This window comes from Methylobacterium soli (assembly GCF_008806385.1).
Taxonomy (GTDB): domain Bacteria; phylum Pseudomonadota; class Alphaproteobacteria; order Rhizobiales; family Beijerinckiaceae; genus Methylobacterium; species Methylobacterium soli.
This window is the reverse complement of sequence record NZ_VZZK01000009.1, coordinates 36,218-57,517: the sequence shown is the minus strand read 5'-3', so window position 1 is coordinate 57,517 and position 21,300 is coordinate 36,218. Positions and strand designations below refer to the sequence as shown.

Sequence of the window (21,300 nt, the reverse complement as noted above, 5' to 3'; positions counted from 1 at the left end):
TCGGCGCGCGAGCGCGCATCACATCAACGACGGAGAGCCGCTCCCGATTGCAATGCGATCCGGAACGGCTCTCAATGCCGAAATGGTGGCTGAGGAGATGGACAGGGATACGGTTCGTGCGGTGTAAACGCCTCTCTGTGCCGACCCGTCAGGAGGAGATCAGAATGCGCCGGCCTGGGCAATGCTCGGTTTTCAACCGGTGGAGATCAGTGTGAGCCTTGATCCGCTTTCGACCGAAGAGTGCCGGATCCTGCGCATCCTCGATAAGTTCGGGCCTCAGCGTGCCATATACGATGCGGCCTCGATCAAACTTCGCGAGCGAGGCTATGCCAAGCTTGACGCGGGCGGCAGCGTGCTGGTCATCACCGACGCGGGCAAAGAGGCCGTCGCGGCCCTTTGCCAGGTCTGAACGCGTGACGGCCCGTGATGCTTGGACTCTGCCGGCAATGGCCCCTCCTGGCCTGCCCCGCCCCGATGGAACACCGCCGATCGGTCGTGCCCGTTCAGGGTGATTTCTCCCAGATCAAAGTCACAACGCTCATTTTGCCGTCGCCACTGAATGGGGCCGGCCTCGTTCTATAAACCAAGCGGTTGCCCTGCCGCTCAACATCCCGAATTTGCGAAGTTCCGGTCCAAACCTCGTTCCAGGACGTGTCGATTTTGTGCGTCACGCTTTTGCCGTCGAACGTGTATGTCCCACTATACGCCAGAACCGTCTTGAACAGCTTGACACGATCTGGGTCGGTCATCTTCTCGATGCTTTCGGGCTTCGGGCGGTCATCGTTGACAATCAGAGCCATCATCCGCCCGTCTCGCCCATAATTTATCCACCCAACCGGGCGGGGTCCGTAGGTGTTGAACTCCTCGTTGGTTTCGAGAATTTTCCGCGTGCTGCTGACCAGCTTCCACGTTCCCAGTATTTCCTCAGCCTCCAGGGCGTAGGCTGTGTTTACACCAAAGCATGCCAATGCCAGCACCACAGCTTTGCGCATCGCACCCTCCCGCGAATGTGACTACTTGGCTCCTTACGCCAAATCACCATCGATTTATAAACTGTGGTTTCGCCGTTGGACAAGACCTGCAGATCGGACCGCAATGCACCTGACGACGATGAAAGCTTCGGAGATTTTGTGCGATCATTGGCGGATTGACGTCGAACGGGTCACCACGCAACGGGACCGGTGTGTGCTCGGTCTGTGATGTGACGCGCTCCCTAAGCTCGACGCGTCGTCCTGGGCGAGCCGTGACGAGGCGGCGCCCGCGCCGGAGCCAGTCTCACGGGAGATCTCAGCGCGGGGCGCCCTCGGCAAAGTCGTCCTGGAATTCCTTGAGCTCGACCGCATTGAGATCGGAGACGGCCCAGTAGGACAGCCCGGCCTGCTGCCAGCCCAGGATGTTGTAGCCCTCCCTGGCGGACGCCCTCGGCCTCCGTCCGTCGGACGGCCACAGGAACAGATTGATCACGTGCTTGCGCCGCCGGTAGACCAGCGCCGCCACGACCCGGTTCTCGATGTAGTCGAGGCGCCCGCCGACCAGGGTGAACCCCCGGGCGTCGAGGTCGACGACCGGGGGCGAGAAGTCGGTCCTTCCGGAGAACCACGGCTTCACCGTGTGCTGGTCGGAGCTCGGGACATCGGTCAGGTGGCTCGCCAGAAGGGAGCGCACGTGCCCTGAGACGAGCTGGCTCGACAGGTCCGGCCCCTCGTCGGGCCGCGTGACCAGGACGGCGAGGGCGAGGCTCGCGGCGAGCGCGAGGCCTGCCGGCACGCCGCCCCATCGCGTCGCCGCGGCGCGCAGGCGCGCGGCCCATCGGTCCGGAGCCTGCGTCTGCGCCGGGGTGGCGTTCCCGTCGCGCGCAGCCCGTCCTGCTTCTTCCGCGAGGGTGGTGAGGATCCGCGCGCGCAAAGCGGCGGGCGCGCGCCAGGCGATCCCGTCGCGGGCGAGGCGCGCGCGCAGCGCGCGCAGGCGTTCGAGCTCGGCGGCGCAGGCCGGACATTGCGCGACATGGGTCTCGCAGCGCAGGCTGTTGGCCGCGTCGAGCTCTCCGTCGAGGAGCGCGTTCAGCGACGTGGCCTCCTGCCCGCAGGACCCGGCAGGTTCGCCGATCATGGCCGGCCCCCATCATCCTGGCAGCGCCAGGCCGCGCCCAGCATCTGTCGCGCCCGGGCAAGACGCGACATCACGGTGCCGATCGGGGTCGCGGTGATCTCCGCGATCTGCCGGTAGGACAGGTCGTCGAACTCGCGCAGCACGAGGACCTCCCGGAAGGCCTCCGGCAACGCCTCGATCAGGCGGCGGATCAGGCCGGCCTCGCTGTCGCGCAGGAGCACGGTCTCCGGCGTGTCCTGGTCGGGATCCGAAAGCTCGGCCGCCTCGGCCTCCGGATCCCGTTCAGCCGGCGCGGCCGCGAGGGGCTCCGAGATGGCCCGGACCCTGGCGCGCTCGTTCGCCCAGCCTCGCGCGCAGTTTCGCACGATCGCGAGGAGCCAGGCCCGCGGGTCACCGCCGCGGAACCCGTCGAAGGCCCGGAAGGCGCGCAGGAAGGCGTCCTGCACGATGTCGTCCGCGGCGTCCGCGTCCCTGGTGAGGAAGCGCGCGAGGTTGTAGGCCGCGTCGAGATGCGGGAGCACGATGGCGTGGAACGAGGTGCCGACCTGCGAAGGCGCGGGAGCGCCGAGCGATCGCGGGTCGCGGCCCCGCCCCGCCTCGGTGGCGGGGCGCAGCGGTTCGGACCGGACCGAGGCCGCCACGAACCCGCGTCGCGGATCCGTGAGATGCGCGCGGGCCGCCGCGATCCAGGCGTGGAGGCGACTGGCAGGGAGCGCCATCGGCCACGTTCCGGCAACGCTGAGCCTGGCCGTCGTCATGAGCCGCCTCCCGCGCGCATCGTCGCCTCTCGCGTCGCTCGACCGGGTCAGTTCGTCGGCCGCCTCACCACGACCGTCCCGGTCATGTGCGGGTGCAGGGAGCAGAAGTAAGCGTATTCGCCCGGGGCTTCGAAGGTGAAGCTGTAGCGGTCATCCGTGTCGAGCGTCCTCGAACGGAAGAGCTTGTTCTGCGCCACCACCGTATGCGGGATGTCGTCGCCGTTGACCCAGGTCACGGTCGTCCCCGGCGCGACCGTAAGGGTCTCCGGACCGAAGGTGAAGTTGTCGATGCGGATGATGACCGGATCGGTACCGGTCCGCTCGGAGGCCGGCGCCCCGCGTCCTGCTGCCAGTGCCAGGATCGGCACGCTGACGGCGGCGACGAGCCAGGGACGGAAACGGCGCGGCAAGGTGTGCGGTGAGGGCATGGAACGGTCCCGATACGAGGAGGGTGGACCGGCTCAGCCGGCGAGCGGGGTGTCGATGATCGCCAGGGGCTCGCGTCCGTGGATGAGGTTGAGGCGCGTGATGCCGAGCACCTTGCGCAGCTCACCGGCCGGGACCTTCATCGGTCCCGGCGAGGAGGCCGTGCCGGGCGCCGGCTGCGGGAAGGCCGTCGACCGGGCCGTGTGGAAGGAGACATTGCCCTCCACCTTCTGGATGATCTGGTGGATGTGCCCGTTGAGCACGGTGACGGAGCCGAAGCGTCTGAGGCAGGCCAGCACCCGCGCTCCGTCCTGCGTCCCCCAGCCCCATTCCGGGTACACCGTCCAGAGCGGGATATGGGCGAAGACGACGACGGGCGTGCTCGCGGAGAGCCCCGCCACGTCCCGCTCCAGCCAGGCGAGCTGATCGGTTCCGAGATTGCCGAGGCCGCCGGCCTTCAGGTCGACGACGTTGACGAGGCCGATGAAGTGGACGCCCTCGCGGTCGAAGCTGTACCAGCCGGCCCCGCGCGTTCCCCGGCCGAAGCGGTCGCGGTAGGAGCGGCCTTGATCGTCGTCGAGCAGGTCGTGCTCGCCCGGCACGAAGAACAGGGGCACGCCGGTGTCGCGGAGGATCTGGTCGGCATCGTCGAACTCCTGCTCCTTCGAGAGATGGCTGATATCGCCGGTGTGGATGATGAAGGCCGGCTTCTCCGGGAGCTGCCGGATCATGGCCACCGCCTCGCGCAGCGTGCCCGATGCGTCGGGATTGGCGGGCTTGTTGAAGCCCACATGGCTGTCGCTGATCTGCAGGAAGGTGAAGGGGGCGGGCGGCTCCTCGGCGGCGAGCGCCCGGGTCAATCCCACGGCACGCGGCAGGCCGCCTCCGAGCGACCAGAGCAGGCCGGTGCCCGCCCAGGTCATGCATTCCAGGGCGCCGCGCCGGCTGAGCGTTCCTGGCGGGTGATGGCTCTCGGGATCCTGCATCGGACTGGCTCCGCCTCTGCGGGACATGGACGTCCCTGCGGATCCTGATCGTCGGCTGGCGCCGTTTATTCCCGGGAGCCGTCACATGTCGCGCCGACCGCGCCGTGACCGAGCCCGCGACGAGGCGCCCTGCGAACGGGCGTGCGCGGCCGTACGCGCCCCGGGCCGGTAAGGACTCGTTCACCCTTCGCGCCGACTTTGATGGCACCCGCCGCGGCCCCCACGCTTGGCGGGTTGGCCCCGCCGGCTCTTCCAGGACCTGTACCGGCGGGGCCTTCATCGGGGCCGCCTTCCCTGACCGCAGCGCTCGGGAGCTTGCCGCTCCGAGGCATGGATCCGCCGCATGATGCATGAGCCCCGCCGCTTCTTCGCGCCCTGGCGCGTCGTCGAATTCGAGGGAGCGTTCCGCGTTGAGGATGCCGCGGCTCTGCCGCTGGCCTTCGTCTACTTCGCTGCCGGTGCAGGATGCCGCTCAGCGGGCGCCGCGATGTCGCGGGATGAGGCGGAGCGGATCGTGCTGAACGTCGCGGCCCTGCCGGACCTGCGGGCTCGCCTCGATGAGGTCGAGCAGGAGCGGGATGCGTGGCGGGCGGAAGCCGAGCGGCTCGCACGCTTCGTTGCGTGACCGAACGCCGATGCCGTCCGCTGCGCAGCGGTGCGGGCATCCCGGCCCCACGCAAGCGAGGCGTCGCCTTGGGTGCGCTGCCGGCCGGGGCCGCTGCCCGGCACGGCGCGCCGGAGCTTCCATCGTCAAGCTCCGGACCATTCCGCTGCAGCAATCGGCCTCTCCGCCGAGGCTGGCGCGAGCGCCCGCACGATCCTGCGGCCGATCGGTCGATGCGCGCGGGCTCCGGCCTTTTCGGGATGACGCGTGGTGCTACGGCTTGCGCGCGATCGCGTAGGCCAGGTCGGCGATCTCGTTCGGGCTGAGCTCTCCGGCAACCTCGTTCATTTGCGGGTCGAAGCCGGCGCGCTCGCTGGTCTTGTACGTGGTCAGCGCTGTCACGAGGTATTCCTCGCGCTGGCCGCGGATGCGCGGCACGCCCTTGTCACCGCCCAGTTGCGCCCCGTGACAGGAGGCGCAGCGATGCTTCGCGATCGCGGCATTGGCCCGGGCGACGCGCTCGGCATCCGCCGCCGGACCTTGATACGTGGGCGCCGGCAGGGTCGCGATCGCGGCGCCGTAGGCCTGGAGATCCTCATCGCTCATGGGTTCGGCGAGGCTGTTCATCGGGTCGGCCTTGCGCTGGCCCTCGCGGAACATGAACAGCTGGTTCGTGACGTAGAGGGCGGGCATGCCGCCGAGGGAGGGGATGCCTTCGGTCTGCGACGTGCCGGCGCCGTGACAGGCGGTGCAGCCCTCGATCGAGGGGCCGGCCGCGAGGACAGGGCCGGTCAGAACGGTCGCGACCGCGAGGGCGAGAGGGATGCGCATGGAATGCCGTCGGGAGGGAAACGCGGGAGACAGGCCGGGACCCGATGGCCCCGGCCCGCGGAAAGCTTACTTCGCCGCGTGCTTGGCGTCGTAGCTGATACGGTAGATTGCGCCGTTGAGATCGTCCGAGACCAGGAGCGCGCCGTCCGGCGTGACCTGGACGTCGACGGGCCGGCCGATGAGCTCGTTGTTCTCCAGGAAACCGGTGAGGAAGGGCTCGACCGACGTCACCTTCCCGTCGGACCCGAGCTTGGCGAACACGACCTGACCGCCGGTCTTCTGGGTCTTGTTCCAGGAACCGTGCTGGGCGATGAAGATGCCGCCCTGGTACTGCGCCGGGAATTGCGTGCCGGTGTAGAAGCGCATGCCGAGCGCCGCCGTGTGCGCCCCCAGCAGGCCGACCGGCGCCGTGTAGTCGGCGCAGGACTTGCCCCAGCCGTATTCGGGATCGGGCAGGTTGCCCTGGTGGCAGAACGGGTAGCCGAAATGCTCCTGACCCGGCTTCGTCAGGACATTGAGCTCATCGTTCGGCAGCTCCTCGGAGACCCAATCGCGACCGTTGTCGGTGAAGGTCAGGAGCTTCGTCGCCGGGTTCCAGTCGAAGCCGACGGTGTTGCGCACGCCGCGGGCGACGATCTCGACATTCTTGCCGTCGAGGTCCATCCGCCGGATCTGCGCGTGGGTCTCGGGCGGGATCAGGTTGTTGCCCGGTGCGCCGATCGGCACGTAGAGCTTGTTGTCGGGTCCGACCTTGATGAACTTCCAGCCATGCGCCTCGTCCTTCGGCAGATCGTCGTAGATCGTGACCGGAGCCGGCGGCTGATCGAGATGGGCCTCGATGTCGGGGTATTTCGAGATCTTGGAGATCTCCGCCACGTAGAGGGTGCCATCGTGGAAGGCGACGCCGTTCGGGCGGTGCAGGCCCTTCGCGATGATCTTCACCGCGCGCTTGCCGTCCTGATTGGTCACCGCGTAGACGCGGCCGGCGATGCGGGAGCCGACGAAGAGCGTGCCCTTGTCACCGAGCTGGAGCGAGCGGCCATTGGCGAGGCCGGAGGCGTAGACCTCGAGCTTGAACCCGTCGGGCAGGTGGAACTTGTCGAGGGGCAGCTTGTCGAGCGGGGTCGCCGTGATCGGCATCGTCATCGACTTCAGGGCGAGGACGGCTTCGTCGCTGGTCTCGGGTCGGTCAACGTTGTTGGTGACGACGGGCGGCTCGCCAGGCTTCTGAGCGGGAACTGGCTTGGCGCACACAGCTCCGGCCATGAGGATCAAGGCAAGTGCGGTCGTCATCGAGCATGCTTGCTTGAGGGAATTCTGGCGCATCCTGCTCTTCTCCCAATCGGTGCTGTGATCGCACCATCGAGGACCTTTCCCGGCCCGTCTGAAGCGAGCTGTAGCACAGCCGGTCACTGGCGCTCTGCGATTGTGTGACGATTGTGCCCGGCTCGTCAGCATGAGCAGGCCTCACTCGGGGCCGGCACGTCACGGCCGACGACGCGGGTCAGAACGGCCGGGCTCCTGCCCCCACGCCCCTCACGGGGGCGGGCAGCGCAGGTTCAGGAGATCATCGAGGGTCGGCGTGACCCCGAAGGCAAGCGGGCGCCAGGCCGGCATCGTGGCCAGCACCAGGGCACCGGCCAGGATGAGCCAAGGCAGGCTCGGCTTGATGCGGGCCCGGATCCTGGCACCGCTGACCGTCACCGGATCAAGGCCCGGTCTGCCTGCCCGGAGGCCTCTTCCGCGCGCCCGGCCCTGACCAGCAGCAGGCCGCCGACCAGCATGACGAGGCCCCAGGCCAGAAAGCCAAGGTCCCAGAGAATCCACTGCTCCCGCGAGACGCGCTCGTTGACGTGGTGCAGGCCGAGGATCTGGTGGTCGATCAGCCCCTCGACCAGGTTGAACAATCCCCAGCCGGTCAGGAGCGTGCCGGCCAGAAGCTTGTTCGACCAGGACAGGTGGCGACGATGCGCGCTGCGCCAGAGGATGAACAGGCCGATGACGACGAACACGTAGGTGGTGGCGTGAAACAGGCCGTCCCACAGCGTATTGAGTTCCAGGTTGGGAACCGAGTTGATCGGATACCAGCTGCTCAGCATGTGGTGCCATTGAAGCACCTGATGCAGGACGATGCCGTCGAAGAAGCCGCCCAGGCCGAGGCCGAACAGGATGCCCGCACTCAGAGGGAACGCGCGATCACGGGTCTCCGGTGCCATCCTGTCCTCGCGGCCATGAGCCCGCCGAATCCGCAAGGCCCCATCCTCTTCGTTCAGCCTGTCATCCTGCTTGTTCGGCCATCGGTTCCGCCGATGCGGGGGCGATCAGAGGCTGAACGGGCCAAGACGCTGGCGGGCCAAGACGCTGAAGGGTGAAGACGCTGAAGGGTGAAGAAAAGCCCCGGCGCGAGGCCGGGGCGATCGTGGGTGCGGGTGTCGGAGCTCGCCGGCAGCTTAGTGGGCCGCGGTGTCGGCAGCCTCGGCAACGACGCGCCGGGCCGCGGGAGCGCGGGCGGTCACGGAGGGCGTGGTCGTCAGCTCGGAAGCCGGGCGCAGGGCGGCCGTGGCGCGGGCCTGCTCACGGTAGAGCGGCGGCGTGAGGTTGAGGCGGTCATCCGCCAGCGCGGTGCCCGCCAGGGTGACGGAGGCGACAGCGGCAAGAACGAGCGTACGAACGGTCATGGTGCTGATCCCTCTGGTGTTTCAGGGCCTCTGCCCTGTTTCGTGAGAGGGATATGCAGCACCATGGTCCATCGTTCAAACAGATGCCATCGATAGCTGATATTGATGAATTCAATGATGCAAGACGTTCATGGCCTTCACCGAACGCGGCGCGCGTCATCCCCCCGCGGCTTGGGCCGGGGCCGCGCGGCGCCGCATCGTTCGGCCGCTCAGATCAGAAGCCCGCCATGGTTCGGCTCGAACGTCTCGAACGCGTTCAGCACGACACCGCCGACCTGTTCGCCCATCAGCAGCCCGGCCTCGGTCGAGGTGCGGAAGTGAACGCCCGCGTAGATGCGGCTCGCCGCCTCGTCGATGGCCGCCGCCGCGAAGTTCGGGAAGGTCAGGACCACATCCGGCACGGTCTCGCTCGTTGCCGAGAACGGGATCGGGCCGAAGAAGTCGGTCATCACCTGGTTGGCCAGGGAGCCGATGATCGAGTGGCCGGACGTGTACTCGGGATGGTCCGGCGTGGTCGGCAGGAGCGGCAACCAATCCGAATCCGGTCGCGTCGCCGGGTTTGCGTCCTGACCAGCCTCGCGGATCGCCGTCACGGGCCGCCAGAAATCGTAGGTGTACTTGGCGTCCCAGCAGGCGATGATCGCGTCCGCGAGGCCGACATTCAGCTCGGTCAGCAGATAGGCGCTCTCGAGCGGGGTTCGCCCTTGTTCCGCGAGAAGGTGGTCGGCAATGTCGCTCCACTGGCCGACCCGCGTGTAGGTGTTCTCGTCGTTCGACCACCAGAGCGCGCTCAGGGTCTGTTCGGGCGTCCGTACGTCCGAGTCGCGCTCTCCGTACGCCTTCACCTCGGTGTAGTCCTTGGTGTATTGCTGGCTGGTCAGGTCCGGCGGCGGTGGTGGCCGGAACTGGTCCCCGCTCGTCAGCACGAACGGCCGCACCGAGCCCCAATTGGGTTGGATCGCCTCCAGGAAATCCGGCGGCGTCGGCCGATACTGACCGGGCTCGTAGCCGGCCACCCGTTCGAGGTGGCCGTAGGGGTCCGAGCCGTCATCTGCGCGGGCCTCGATCACGGCGTCCGCGACCTTCGTGCCGAACGCGACGCCGTGGTCTTCCGCCGGTCCATCGTGAACCTGGTCGAGCGCTTTCTCGTAGGCCCGGTCGAGGGCGAACTTGTAGTTCGGAAACAGCTTGACCAGAGTTTCGTACCCGGCCGCGATCACCGCGGCGTCGGCGTTGATGCCGTTCGGCGCATCGCGGGTCACGAGGAAGCCGGGCTGGTCCCCGATCGCCTGGAGCGTATCGAACATGGCGATGCTCTGGATCGCCAGGGCACGCGACACGTAGCCGACATCTTCGGGGGGTTCGGTGATCGAGTAGTATCGGATCGCGTCGAGGGCGATCTGATTCCAGTCGAGCACGGCGTTGTCGAAGTCGGGATTGGGGTGGAGATCGACGGTGGGTGGCGGGTCCCAATGGGACTTTCCGTGGCTCCACGCGATCGCATCGTCGCGGATCGGGGACACATCGTCGTCGCGAGACAATGACCCGCCGCGAAGGCTCCAAAGAACCTCCTCCATCAACCCCTCCCCGGAGTGAGAGCGCACAAGAGCAACGCAGCGCCGCCGCGAAGAATGTCGGCGAGCAGGGGCGCACGGATCGGTTCAACTACTCTGCGGGTTAGCATGATTTACTATGGATCAAACTAACAAACGTTGCCTAAGGCAAATCTTCAGCTTCGAACGGCCCTCGATGTACGATATCTTCATTTTTGGTATATCGTCCGTCCTCTGGCAGCCGGAACCGTCCAGCAGGTCAGATCCTGCAGGCCAGCGCGACGGATGCGGGGGCAAGCGGGCGCAACGAACAGCGTTCGGCCCAGGTCTCGGACCCGGATCGCGCCGTCAGCCGACAATCGGCGGGCCCGCCGCGACGGGCCGGCGACGTCCTCGCAGCGGGCCTGGGCGGCGACACGCCCCGGCGGTCCTGCCTCCGCCTTCGGCCTTCGCCAGCATCGCCTGTCCCGGGACGGAGCGAGAGGCCGCCCTCCGCCGGGGCGGCCTCGTCAGACCACGCGGGCCAAGGGGCTTGAGCCTGCACGAACGGCGTGGGCGGCGTGGCGGGACGGCAATCTGTCGCCCTGGCCGAAGAGCTTCGCCCGCAGCGATCCGTCCGCGTAGGCGGTCTTGTAGATTCCGCGATCCTGGAGCTCGGGGATCACGATGTCGATGAAATCGGCGAAGCTCTCCGGGACGACGATGCGGCTGAGGTTGAACCCATCGATCTCGCCCTCCTCGATCCAGGCCTCCAGCTCGTCGGCGATCGCGACCGCGTCGCCCGCGAGTACGGAGTAGCGCCCGCCAAGCGCCAGCTCCCCGAGCAGGTCGCGCTTCGTCAGGTGGCGGCGGGCCGCCGCCGCGGTGGCCGATTGAATGGCGTTGCTCTGGCCATAGGGGATCGGCTCGTCGAGGCCGAAGCGGGCGAAGTCGATGCCGGTGGAGGCGGAGAAATGTGCAAGGCCCGCCTCCGGGCTGGCATGGCGCAGGTACTCGGCGCGCTTCTCCTCCGCCTCCGCCCGGCTGCGCCCCGGGATCACCGCGACGCCAACGAAGATCTTCACGTCGTCGGGCGCCCGTCCGGCCTTCACCGCCTCGGCGCGGATGGCGCGGCTCGCCTCGCGGGCCGCCGCCCGGTCGCGGGCGGCGATGAACACGCATTCGGCGTGGCGCCCGGCGAAGGCCCGGCCGCGGCCCGAGGCCCCGGCCTGGTAGAGCACCGGCGTGCGCTGGATCGAGGGCTCGGACAGGTGGTAGGCCTCGACCTCGAAAAATTCGCCGCGATGCGACACCGGACGGATGCGGCTGGGATCCGCGAAGGCCCGCGCCGCGCGGTCACGCTGCACGGCGCCGTCGTCCCAGCTTCCCTCCCAGAGCTTGTAGAGGACATCGAGGTACTCTTCGGCATAGTCGTAGCGCCGGTCGTGCGCGGGCAGGCTGCCGCCGCTCTGCCCGCGATGGGCGCTGTCGAGATAGCCGGTGACGATGTTCCAGCCGATCCGGCCCCGCGTCAGGTGGTCGAGGGTCGAGAGGCGCCGGGCGAAGGTGTAGGGCGCCTCGTTGTGGACATTGACCGTGACGCCGAAGCCCAGATGCTGGGTGGCCGCCGCCATGGCGGGGACGAGCAGGGTCGGCTCGTTGACGGGAAGCTGCACGGCCTCCCGGGCGGTCACATCGATGCCGCCGCCGTAAATGTCGTAGACGCCGATGATGTCGGCGATGAAGAGCCCGTCGAACAGGCCGCGCTCCAGAAGCTTGGCCTGCTCGATCCAGTAATCGAGCGTGTTGTAATCCGCCGACCGGTCTCGAGGATGGGTCCAGAGTCCGTGGTTGATGTGGCCGACGCAGTTCATGTTGAACGCGTTCAGACGGATCTGCTTACCGGCCGACATCCGGGATGTCCCTGTCGCGACCATCAGCGTGCTCTCAGCCGGCGCATCGCGGCGTCGCCCACGAACTGCACGAGGCAGACCAGCGCGATCAGGATCGCGATGACCGCCGTCATCACGGTGGTGTCGAAGCGCTGGTAGCCGTAGCGGATGGCGACGTCTCCGAGGCCGCCGGCGCCGACCGCCCCGGCCATGGCGGAGGCGCCGATCATCGAGACGACCGTGATGGTGAACCCGCCGACGATCCCCGGGAGCGCTTCCGGCAGCAGCACGTGGAGGAGGATGTGCCGACGGCGGCAGCCGATCGACTGGGCCGCCTCGATCAGCCCCGCATCCACCTCCCGCAAGGAGACCTCGGCGATCCGGGCGAAGAACGGGGTGGCGCTGACCGAGAGCGGCACGATGGCCGCCCAGACGCCGATGGTGGTGCCCGCCACCAGCCGGGTGAACGGGATGAGGGCGACGAGCAGCACGATGAAGGGCACGGCGCGGAAGCCGTTGACGAGCGTGCCGACCAGCTTGTGCGCCCTCGGCGCCGGGAAGATGCCGTGAGGCCCCGAGGTGACGAGGAAGAGCGCGAGCGGGATTCCGGCCAGCACCGCGATCCCGGCCGAGACGCCGACCATGAACAGCGTGTCGAGGAGCGCCTGCCAGACGCGGTCAATCATCTGCGGCGACATAGCCGATCCTCTCAATCTCTCCCCCGAGCGCCCGCAGCCGCGCCTCAGCGTCCGGGCCCGCATCGCCGACGGCGACCAGCATCCGGCCGACGGCATGGCCCTGGATCTGCTCGATGCCCGCCTGGAGCAGCCGCACGGGCGCGGCCGCAGCCAGGCTCGCGAGATCGGGGGTGCTCTGTCCGGAGAAGGTGATCCGCAGCACCGCCGTCGCGCCCGGCGCGGGATGCGGCTGCAGCCGCGCGCTCAGATCCGCGGGCAGGCCGCGGATCAGCGGTTCGAGCAGCGCCCGGGTCGCGGGATGTTCCGGGCTCCCGAAGACGCGCCAGACCGGCCCGGTCTCGGCGATCCGGCCCTGCTCCAGGACCACGACGTTGCTGCAGACCTCGCGGATCACGCTCATCTCGTGCGTGATCAGGATGATGGTGATCCCGAGGCGCCGGTTGATGTCGCGCAGGAGGCGCAGGATCGCGAGGGTCGTCTCCGGGTCGAGGGCGGAGGTCGCCTCGTCGCAGAGCAGGATCTCCGGGTTGCTGACGAGGGCCCGCGCGATGCCCACCCGCTGCTTCTGTCCGCCGGACAACCGTGAGGGATAGGTCTCCGCCTTGTCCTCGAGGCCGACCAACCGGAGCACCTCGTCCACACGGGTGCCGATCTCCGCCCTCGGCACGCCGGCGACCACGAGGGGCAATGCCACGTTCTGGCGCACGGTCTTGGCCGAGAGCAGGTTGAAGTGCTGGAAGATCATGCCGATGCGGCGGCGCAGCGCCACGAGCCCGGCCATGTCCAGTTCCGCGATCGGCTCGCCGTCGACCAGCACCCGGCCGGAGGTCGGGTCCTCGAGCCGGTTGACCGTTCGCAGCAGGCTCGACTTGCCCGCACCCGAGCGGCCGATGATCCCGAAGATCGTTCCGGCGGGGACCTCGAGATCGATGCGATCGAGTGCCTGAACCGCGCCGGAAGCGGAACGGTAGGTCTTCGAGACGCCCTCGAACGAGACCGTGCCGGCGGCCCGCTTCTCGGTCGCGATCCGCGCGGCGGGTCCGGCGGTCGCGGCCGCGCCCCTCGCGACCCAGCGCACGGGCCCGCGGATCGTGTCGAAGGCCAGGCCCGCCATCAGTTCAGCCATGCCAGCACGTAGAGCTTGTCGCTGTTGGCGAAGGATTTGTGGATCTGCGCCTTCACGGCCTCGGATCCCTGGAAGATCTCCACGAATTTCCGGATCGTCGGGTCGTCCTTGCGCGCCGCCTTCGTGACGAAGCTCACCGCGAAGAGCTTGTCCTCGATGCCGGAATAGACGAGGCCGCTGGTCGGGTCGAAGGTGCCGGCCGCGACGATGAAGTGCGGATAGCCCTGCGCGAGATCGACGTCGCCGGTGATGCGGGCGAGCTGCGGCCCCTCGACCTCGGTGAATTTCAGCTGCTTGGGGTTCTGGGTGATGTCGTCGAGGGTGCCGAGGAAGCCCACGCCGTCCTTGAGCCGGATCAGGCCGGCCTTCTGAAGCAGCAGCAGGCCGCGGCCCTGGTTCACCGGATCGTTGGCGATCGCGACGGTGCCCCCGACCGGAACCCGGTCGAGGCTCTTGTGCTTCAGGGAGTAGATGCCGAGGTTCTGCAGGATCCCGAGGCCGACGATCTCGAAATCGTAGCCCTTCTGCTTCTCGGTGTTCTCCATGAAGGGCCGGTGCTGGAAGAAGTTCACGTCGATATCGCCGGCATCGAGCGCGACGTTCGGCGTCGTCCAGTCGCTGAACTCGATGACCTTCACGTCGAGGCCCTTCGCCTTGGCCTCGCCCACCACGGCGTTGACGGCATCCGCGTAGGCGCCCGGTACGACGCCGACCTTCAGGCTCTCCGCGCGGGCCGCCATCGCGCCGAGGGTGAAGGCGGCAACGGCGATCAGTCTCAGGACTCTCATCGTGGGGGGCTCTGTCGTCTGGCGGCTCCGCGGAGCCGGGGAGGAATTGGGACTTGGTGTTCCGGGCGTGGACAGTCTCGATCCGGGTCGGCACGTATCGGGGCGGGCAACAGGCGGCGGGCGCGCCTCCCGGTCAGGCCGTGCCGACGCGGTACTGGCGCGGCGGCTCGCTGCCGTTGACCGCGAAGGCCCCGACGATGCGGTCGCGGTAGATCCGCGGGTTGTGCGACGCGATGGTGCGGGCGTTGCGCCAGTAGCGATCGAGCCCGAGCCCTTCCTTCACCGCGGAGGCGCCGAGCGCGTCGAACAGGCCGGTCGTCGCCTCCAGGACGAGGTTCGTCACCACCGTCACCGCCTGGTTGACCTCGACATCGGCGAGCGCGGTGGCACGCTCGACCGCCGCGAAGCTGGCCTGGTGCTGGCCCGGCGACGCGCGCTCCTGCGCCGAGCCGGCCTGGGAAGCGAGCGCTTGCGCGCCGTGCGCCTCGTAGGCGCGCTGCAGGGCGTCGGCCGCCTTCAGCACCACGGCGCCCGCCGCGTAGGCGTTGCCGCGCACGCGCCCGACCACGGCCTGGACCTGCGGGTCGTCGGCCGTGCGGGCGGCATTGCCGTGGCTGTAGACGCGGGTGCGCTCGGCCACGAGGCGGGCCACGTCCTCGGCCGCCGCCCGGCCGATACCCGCAAGCGTCGCCAGATGCACGAGCTGAAAGAAGCCCATCGCGTAGGGGAAGCGCGCCGGATCCGGCTTGATCAGGTCGGGCGCCAGCACGACGCCCTCGAACCGCGCGGTGCCGCTCGCGGTGAGGGCCTGGCCGAACCCGTCCCAATCATCCACGATCGCGACGCCGGGCGCCCCGGTCGGCACGGCGGCGACAACCGGCTGCCCGTCCTCGTCCTGCGCCGAGAGATGGATGTAGTCCGCGAACAGCGAGCCCGTGGTGTAGAACTTCCGGCCCTCCACCACGCACTCGGGCCCGCGGCGGCGCACCACCGTGTCGAACTGGCCGACCTTGGCCGGCCCCGTCTCGGACACGCCGCTACCGACCGTCTTGCCCTGACCGATCCGCTCGATCCAGAGGGCGCGCCACGCGGGCGAGGACGAGCAGAGCACGTCCTCGGTGAAGCCGAAATGGGCCCGCAGGGCGTTGGTGACGTTGGAATCGGCCTGCGACAGCTCGATCAGCAGGTTGAACAATTCCGGCAGGGTCGCGCCGTGGCCGCCGGCCGCGGGATCGAGGCGCAGGGTCGTGAAATTGGCCTCGCGTAGCCAGCCGATCTCAGCATGCGGCAATCCGTGCGTGCGATCGCGCTCCACCGCCGTGGCGCGGATCTCCGCGAAGACCGGCCGGAAGCGGTCGGCCAGTTCCTCGTAGCGCCCGCTCGGTCCGGCACCCCAGCCCGCATCCGTCTGCGACATCGCTTCGGCATCCCATCCTGGTTCGCGGTGGCTCGGGAGACGGGCGCCACCCTGCATCGCGGGGCATTCCGTTGATCCCGAAGCTGGATGTATCGCTGCTTCAGGCCAGAACCGCAATAAAATTTGATTTCTTATCTGAGCGATGCGGGAGTTGTATTTGATCGTCTTGGCTTCCTCGACGAGAATTTCCTTTCCGAAGCCTCGCCCGCTCGGAATGCATGTCGCGCAATGCCGGGAGATGCCGGATCGGATCGCATCCGGTGGCCGAAAGGCAGGTTGTTCTCCTCGGAGCGCCCGCACAGAGAACGAGCGTCCAGAGCCAAGCGTAAAATCGCAAACACATTCCGTTGATCCGAAGAAGTCTCTCGGTTTTCCTTAGAAAAGGCTGAGCAGAATCCAGCAACCTGCCCGGCCGGATCCCGATCTGGAGACATCAATGACCGACGCCTCGCGCAGGCTCTCGACCTCACGCCGCACGGTTCTGCGCGCCGGCCTCGGCGCGGCGGCGGCCTCCGCCCTCGGCATGCCCGCTCTGCACGCCGCCGAGCGCGTGGTGAGGATCAGCATGCAGCGCTCCTCGGTGCTGTTCACCGTGCTCAAGGTGCAGGGCACGCTGGCGGAGCGCCTCGCGCCGCTCGGCTTCACGCCGTCCTGGCACCTCTTCACGAGCGTGATCGAGCCGATGACCGCGGGGGCCGTCGACATCCACGCGGACGTGGCCGACGCGGTGCCGATCTTCACGCAATCGGCGGGCGCTCCGCTGACCTTCTACGCCCGCGAGCGCGGCGCCCCGTCCGCCGAGGCCATCATCGTGCCGGCCGATTCCCCGATCCGCACGGTGGCGGACCTGAAGGGCCGCACGGTCGGCGTGTCGCGTGGCTCGGGCAGCCACTACGTGCTGGCCGCCGCGCTGAAGCGGGCCGGCCTGAGCTTCGCCGACATCAAGCCGGCCTACCTGCAGGCGCCGGAGGGCGCGGCGGCCTTCGAGAAGGGCAGTATCGACGCCTGGTCGATCTGGGACCCGTTCCTCGCCTTCGCCGAGGCCAAGCGCCCGGTGCGCATCGTCGCCGACGGCACCGGGCTCACGAGCTATCACCGCTACTACCTCGCCAACGACCGCTTTCTCGCTGAGCACCCCGAGGTGGTCGGCGCGGTCTACGCAGCGCTGGTCGAGGCGGGCCGCTGGGTGAAGGCGAACCCGGACGCGGCCGTGGCGCTGCTTGCGCCCGTCTGGGGCGACCTGCCGCCCGCCGTGGTGGCGGCGGCCAATGCCCGCCGCACCTACGCGGTCGAGCCGGTGGAGCGCGCCTTGCTCGGCGAGCAGCAGGACATCGCGGACGTGTTTCTCGAGGCCAAGCTCATTCCCCGCCGGATCGACGCCAGCGCGGTCCAGATCTGGCAACCGCCGGCCGTGAAGGGCTGAGCGCCGATGAGCGACGCCCCTCGTTTCGGCATCTGGGCCGCCGTGCACGGCGCGCGCGCCGCCCACCACGATCCCGACGAGCCGGACGATGCCAGCTGGGAGCGCAACCGCGCCCTCGTGCTCGAGGCCGAGGCCCTCGGCTTCGATTCCGTGCTCGTCGCCCAGCACACGGCCAACCCCTACGACGACGCCCGCGACCAGCTCGAGGCCTGGACCTCGGCCGCCGCGCTCGCCGCGCTGACCCGGCGCATCGAGATCATCGCGGCGGTCAAGCCGGGCCTCTATCACCCGGTGGTCCTCGCCAAGATGGCGCTGCAGATCGAGCACATCGCCCGAGGCCGCTTCGCCCTGAACCTCGTGAATGCCTGGAACCGGGCCGAGTTCGAGCGGGCCGGCCTCCCCTTCCCGCCCCACGATGACCGCTACGCCTATGGCCGCGAGTGGATTGGCCTCGTCGACCGGCTGATGCGGGGCGAGCGCGTGCGCTTCGAGGGCCGCCACTTCCAGGTCGAGGATTACCAGCTTCGCCCAGCCGGCACCTACCGCCCGCGGCCCAGGATCTATCTCGGGGGCGAGTCGGAGCCCGCCCGGGCGCTGGCGGCGGACCACGCCGACGTCTGGTTCATCAATGGCCAGCCCCTCGGCGCCGTGAAGGCGCTGATCAGCGACGTCGACCGGCGCCCGGCCGCGAACGGGCCGCTGCGCTACGGCCTCGCGGCCTTCGTGATCGCGCGGGACACCGACGCGCAGGCGCAAGCCGAGCATGCGCGGCTCCTCGCGCTGGCTCAGCGCGACGCGCATTTGCGCGCCGATACCCGCGCCCGCACGGACGCCGCGAGCGTGATGTTTGCCAAGACCGACGCGGCCGCCTCGCGCCATATCGGCACCAACGGGGGGACGGCAGCCGGGCTCGTCGGCAGCTACGACGCTGTGGCGGACCGCATCCGCGCCTTCCACGAGGCCGGCATCGAACTCTTCATGCTGCAATTCCAGCCCTTCGAGGCGGAGATGCGCCGCTTCGCGGATTCTGTCCTGCCCCGCCTCCGCTGAGGACGAGGCGATGCGCGCATGCTCCAGCGCGACCTCGCCCGCTGCTGCCTTCGGGCCTCTCCCGCCGGCCTGGCGCCTGCGGGCGAGCCAGCGCTCAGCCGGGTGCCGAGCGAAACGGCTCCCAGGCCGCCCTCGGTCGGACGGGCACCGTCACGCGGCCCGATCGAACCCACGCGCCGACGAACCGGAGCGTGGGGGCTGCCCCATCGAACAAGATCGCCTCCCGAGAGGAGCGGTTTCGGAAAGTTTCTGCTTAATGCGGGGAGAAAAAGGAAATAACCAGCGATTGACTTACGCGCTTACGTATAGAGATAATAGATACTTCATCTAACGCGGCCCATTCGGGGCATAATTCGAGCAAAATCGCAGAATTTTTCTGGCGATTCGGCGATGATTTGACCACGAAATCTGCAATCTGCCTGCGTGCGATCGGCCCGCCGGCACTCTTTGCTTCAACACGATCAGGTGCCTGCGACGTGACAGTTTCGACGATCGATCTCTTCCCCCGCGCAGGAGCGTTGTGATGCCGCTGCGCGTCGTCGCCTTTTCCGGCAACACCCGCCGCCCCTCCCGCACGCGCGTGCTCGTCGAGGCGGTGGCCGGCGAGCTCACGCGGCTGCGTCCGGTCGAGATCCTGAGCCTCGACCTCGTGGATGCCGGGCCGGGCATCGGCGCCGCCGAGCGGCGGGTCCTGCCGCTTCCGGCTGCCCGGATCATCGAGGCGATCGAGACGGCCGACGCGCTGATCGTCGGCTCGCCCGTCTACAAGGGCGCCTATACGGGCCTGTTCAAGCACGTCTTCGACTTCGTCGAGCCGGAGCACCTGGCCGGCAAGCCGGTCGTCCTGACCGCGACCGGCGGCGGCGCGCGCCATGCCCTCGTGGTCGAGCACGCGCTGCGGCCTCTCTTCGGCTTCTTCGCGGCCCAGACGGCGCCCACCGCGGTCTACGCGGGCGAGCGTGAGATCGTCGACGGCGTGATCGTCGATCCCGTCGTGCGGGCGCGTGTCGCGGCCGCTGCCGCCGAACTCGGCCTGCTGCTCGACCTCGCTCAGGGGCGGCGCGAGTCACGCCTCGCGGCGGCGCGCTGACGGAGGGATTCGGCATGCCCACGCGACGCCTCGCGCGCACCTGCGCGCCCGGGCGCATCCCCTGCACGATCGCCCTGATGGCCCCCGAGGTCACGGCGGAGCGGCAGCACGCCGACAGCGTCTGGACGCCTCCGGGCGGCCCAAGCAACGGGTGAGATCATGGCTGATTCCCTCACGATCCCGGTCGGCGGACAGCCCGCGGACCGCGCCGGCGCGGCACGTCGCGGCCTTTCCGCGTTTCGGCCCGACCTGCGGCGCCTGTTGCCCTGGCTGCTGCCCGTCTCGGTCCTCCTCGGCTGGCAGATCTCGGCATCGTTCGGCGTCGTCTCCACGCGGTTCATGCCGGCGCCGCTCGACGTCGCGCGCGCCGGCTGGCGCGCCGCCGAGACCGGCGAGCTCTGGACGAATCTCTGGGTGAGCTTCCTGCGTGCCCTGACGGGCTTCCTGATCGGCGGCGGGATCGGCCTCGCCTTCGGGCTCTCCAACGGTCTCTCGCGGCTGTCGGAATCGCTCACCGACACCACGCTGCAGATGGTGCGCAACGTGCCCCATCTGTCGCTGATCCCGCTGGTGATCCTGTGGTTCGGCATCGACGAGGGCGCCAAGCTGTTCCTCGTGGCGCTCGGCGTGTTCTTTCCGATCTACGCCAACACGCTGCACGGCATCCGCTCGGTCGATCCGCAACTCATCGAGATGGGCCGCGTCTACGGCATGGACCGGGCCACGCTGTTCTGGCGCGTGGTCCTGCCGGGCGCGCTGCCGTCGATCTTCGTGGGCCTGCGCTACGGGCTCGGCATCATGTGGCTGACGCTGATCGTGGCCGAGACGATCTCGGCGAATTCCGGGCTCGGCTACATGGCGATGCAGGCGCGCGAGTTCATGCTCGTCGACGTCGTGGTCCTGGCCATCGTGATCTACGCCGCCCTCGGCAAGGTCGCCGACAGCCTCACGCGGGCTCTGGAGCGGACCTGCCTCGCCTGGAACCCGGCCTACCGCAAGACCTGACCGGCCGCCCCCTCGAGCCTCTCGACAGGACCTCCATGACCGCTTCAGCCCTGAGCTTCCGGGAACCCGCCGTCGCGGACCGCACGCCCGCGGCGCCCGAGACCGCGCAGCCGGCGGCAAGGCGCGGCGTCGCCGTCACCCTGCGGCGCCTGGCCAAGTCCTTCGACGGGGGCGAACCCGTTCTGCGCGGCCTCGACCTGCACATCCCGGTCGGCCAGTTCGTGGCGATCGTCGGCCGCTCCGGCTGCGGCAAGAGCACCCTGCTGCGGCTCATCCTCGGCCTGGAGGCGCCGAGCGAGGGCGTCGTCGCGCTCAACGGCGACGACCGGCAACCGGATGGCGGCACGCGCCGGATCATGTTCCAGGAACCGCGCCTGCTGCCCTGGGCGCGCGTCCTCGACAACGTCGCGGTCGGGCTCGGGCGCGACGGCAGCCGGGCGCGGCGGCGGGAGCGGGCCGCGACCGTGCTCGGCGAGGTCGGGCTCGCGGCTAAGGCCGGGAACTGGCCCGCGACGCTCTCGGGCGGGCAGCGCCAGCGCGTGGCGCTCGCCCGCGCGCTGGTGAGCCGCCCGGCCCTGCTCGCCCTCGACGAGCCGCTCGGCGCGCTCGACGCCCTCACCCGCATCGAGATGCAGGCGATGATCGAGCGGCTCTGGCAGGACCAGCGCTTCACCGCGATCCTCGTCACGCACGACGTGAGCGAGGCCGTGGCCTTGGCCGACCGCATCCTGGTGATGGAGGACGGGGGCATCTCGCTCGACGTCACGGTCGACGCGCCGCGCCCGCGGCGGCGCGGTGATCCCGACCTCGCGGCGCTCGAAGGCCGCATCCTCGATCAGCTTCTGGACGCGCGCCCCTGAGGCGCCCCGCAACGCGAGAGACACCGA

At 69.0% G+C, this 21,300-nt stretch carries 24 protein-coding genes; 8 read left to right on the top strand and 16 right to left on the bottom strand.

Translation table 11 applies throughout. The annotated features are described in order from the left end of the window. The first annotated feature begins 211 nt into the window (after window positions 1-211). Complete coding sequence (locus F6X53_RS10695; protein WP_151000015.1) at window positions 212-409, top strand: hypothetical protein; 198 nt, start codon at window positions 212-214, stop codon at window positions 407-409. Window positions 410-503: 94 nt separating this feature from the next. Here the strand turns inward: F6X53_RS10695 and F6X53_RS10690 are convergent, their stop codons facing one another. The 5 genes from F6X53_RS10690 to F6X53_RS10670 form a co-directional block, all read right to left on the bottom strand. Next, the gene (locus F6X53_RS10690; protein ID WP_151000014.1) at window positions 504-992 is read right to left on the bottom strand and encodes a lipocalin-like domain-containing protein; all 489 of its coding nucleotides are present in this window, start codon (window positions 990-992) and stop codon (window positions 504-506) included. 295 nt (window positions 993-1,287) lie between these two features. Then, window positions 1,288-2,109, bottom strand: a complete 822-nt coding sequence (locus F6X53_RS10685) for a zf-HC2 domain-containing protein (protein ID WP_151000013.1) — start codon at window positions 2,107-2,109, stop codon at window positions 1,288-1,290. Then, the gene (locus F6X53_RS10680) at window positions 2,106-2,633 is read right to left on the bottom strand and encodes a sigma-70 family RNA polymerase sigma factor (protein WP_373876014.1); all 528 of its coding nucleotides are present in this window, start codon (window positions 2,631-2,633) and stop codon (window positions 2,106-2,108) included. Before F6X53_RS10680 ends, F6X53_RS10685 begins: the two co-directional genes overlap by 4 nt. Window positions 2,634-2,914: 281 nt before the next feature. Beyond that, entirely contained in the window at window positions 2,915-3,295 is a 381-nt protein-coding gene (locus tag F6X53_RS10675) for a cupredoxin domain-containing protein (protein WP_151000012.1), read from the bottom strand. Window positions 3,296-3,328: 33 nt separating this feature from the next. After that, entirely contained in the window at window positions 3,329-4,279 is a 951-nt protein-coding gene (locus F6X53_RS10670) for a metallophosphoesterase family protein (protein ID WP_151000011.1), read from the bottom strand. Window positions 4,280-4,622: 343 nt separating this feature from the next. Between F6X53_RS10670 and F6X53_RS10665 the strand changes: the two genes are divergently transcribed. Next, a complete protein-coding gene (locus F6X53_RS10665) occupies window positions 4,623-4,904 on the top strand; it encodes a hypothetical protein (protein WP_151000010.1) in 282 nt (93 codons plus the stop codon). Between the two features lie 252 nt (window positions 4,905-5,156). On the opposite strand, the gene F6X53_RS10660 is transcribed toward F6X53_RS10665, so the two are convergent. The 11 genes from F6X53_RS10660 to F6X53_RS10615 form a co-directional block, all read right to left on the bottom strand. Then, window positions 5,157-5,714: a c-type cytochrome gene (locus F6X53_RS10660; RefSeq protein ID WP_151000009.1), complete on the bottom strand. Its 558-nt coding sequence runs from the start codon at window positions 5,712-5,714 to the stop codon at window positions 5,157-5,159. A gap of 66 nt (window positions 5,715-5,780) precedes the next feature. Then, window positions 5,781-7,007, bottom strand: coding sequence for a PQQ-dependent sugar dehydrogenase (locus tag F6X53_RS10655; RefSeq protein ID WP_373875994.1), 1,227 nt, complete (start codon window positions 7,005-7,007; stop codon window positions 5,781-5,783). A 243-nt stretch (window positions 7,008-7,250) separates the two neighbouring features. Next, window positions 7,251-7,418, bottom strand: coding sequence for a hypothetical protein (locus F6X53_RS32330; RefSeq protein WP_191970806.1), 168 nt, complete (start codon window positions 7,416-7,418; stop codon window positions 7,251-7,253). Then, complete coding sequence (locus tag F6X53_RS10650; RefSeq protein WP_151000008.1) at window positions 7,415-7,930, bottom strand: DUF2243 domain-containing protein; 516 nt, start codon at window positions 7,928-7,930, stop codon at window positions 7,415-7,417. Before F6X53_RS10650 ends, F6X53_RS32330 begins: the two co-directional genes overlap by 4 nt. A gap of 234 nt (window positions 7,931-8,164) precedes the next feature. Continuing rightward, complete coding sequence (locus F6X53_RS10645) at window positions 8,165-8,392, bottom strand: hypothetical protein (protein WP_151000007.1); 228 nt, start codon at window positions 8,390-8,392, stop codon at window positions 8,165-8,167. Between the two features lie 209 nt (window positions 8,393-8,601). Further along, window positions 8,602-9,915: a vanadium-dependent haloperoxidase gene (locus F6X53_RS10640; RefSeq protein ID WP_191970788.1), complete on the bottom strand. Its 1,314-nt coding sequence runs from the start codon at window positions 9,913-9,915 to the stop codon at window positions 8,602-8,604. Window positions 9,916-10,454: 539 nt separating this feature from the next. Next, window positions 10,455-11,837, bottom strand: coding sequence for an LLM class flavin-dependent oxidoreductase (locus tag F6X53_RS10635; protein WP_151000005.1), 1,383 nt, complete (start codon window positions 11,835-11,837; stop codon window positions 10,455-10,457). 23 nt (window positions 11,838-11,860) lie between these two features. Beyond that, window positions 11,861-12,514, bottom strand: coding sequence for a methionine ABC transporter permease (locus F6X53_RS10630; RefSeq protein ID WP_151000004.1), 654 nt, complete (start codon window positions 12,512-12,514; stop codon window positions 11,861-11,863). Continuing rightward, window positions 12,495-13,628: a methionine ABC transporter ATP-binding protein gene (locus tag F6X53_RS10625; protein ID WP_191970803.1), complete on the bottom strand. Its 1,134-nt coding sequence runs from the start codon at window positions 13,626-13,628 to the stop codon at window positions 12,495-12,497. The genes F6X53_RS10630 and F6X53_RS10625 overlap by 20 nt, the downstream gene beginning before the upstream one ends. Beyond that, window positions 13,628-14,428, bottom strand: a complete 801-nt coding sequence (locus F6X53_RS10620; RefSeq protein ID WP_151000003.1) for a MetQ/NlpA family ABC transporter substrate-binding protein — start codon at window positions 14,426-14,428, stop codon at window positions 13,628-13,630. Before F6X53_RS10620 ends, F6X53_RS10625 begins: the two co-directional genes overlap by 1 nt. Before the next feature lie 133 nt (window positions 14,429-14,561). Then, window positions 14,562-15,845 (bottom strand): acyl-CoA dehydrogenase family protein, encoded by a 1,284-nt coding sequence (locus F6X53_RS10615; protein ID WP_151000002.1) that lies wholly within the window; start codon window positions 15,843-15,845, stop codon window positions 14,562-14,564. 436 nt (window positions 15,846-16,281) lie between these two features. Between F6X53_RS10615 and F6X53_RS10610 the strand changes: the two genes are divergently transcribed. From F6X53_RS10610 to F6X53_RS10590, 6 genes are all read left to right on the top strand, one after another. Next, a complete protein-coding gene (locus F6X53_RS10610; RefSeq protein WP_151000001.1) occupies window positions 16,282-17,268 on the top strand; it encodes an aliphatic sulfonate ABC transporter substrate-binding protein in 987 nt (328 codons plus the stop codon). Between the two features lie 6 nt (window positions 17,269-17,274). Next, entirely contained in the window at window positions 17,275-18,318 is a 1,044-nt protein-coding gene (locus tag F6X53_RS10605) for an LLM class flavin-dependent oxidoreductase (RefSeq protein ID WP_151000000.1), read from the top strand. 523 nt (window positions 18,319-18,841) lie between these two features. After that, the gene (gene msuE, locus F6X53_RS10600; protein WP_150999999.1) at window positions 18,842-19,408 is read left to right on the top strand and encodes an FMN reductase; all 567 of its coding nucleotides are present in this window, start codon (window positions 18,842-18,844) and stop codon (window positions 19,406-19,408) included. A 14-nt stretch (window positions 19,409-19,422) separates the two neighbouring features. Further along, window positions 19,423-19,563 carry a hypothetical protein gene (locus tag F6X53_RS32325; protein WP_191970787.1) on the top strand — a complete coding sequence of 47 codons (141 nt, stop codon included), beginning with the start codon at window positions 19,423-19,425 and terminating at the stop codon, window positions 19,561-19,563. 4 nt (window positions 19,564-19,567) lie between these two features. After that, window positions 19,568-20,413, top strand: a complete 846-nt coding sequence (locus tag F6X53_RS10595; protein ID WP_150999998.1) for an ABC transporter permease subunit — start codon at window positions 19,568-19,570, stop codon at window positions 20,411-20,413. A gap of 35 nt (window positions 20,414-20,448) precedes the next feature. Next, window positions 20,449-21,273 (top strand): ATP-binding cassette domain-containing protein, encoded by an 825-nt coding sequence (locus F6X53_RS10590; protein WP_150999997.1) that lies wholly within the window; start codon window positions 20,449-20,451, stop codon window positions 21,271-21,273. Window positions 21,274-21,300: the final 27 nt, after the last annotated feature.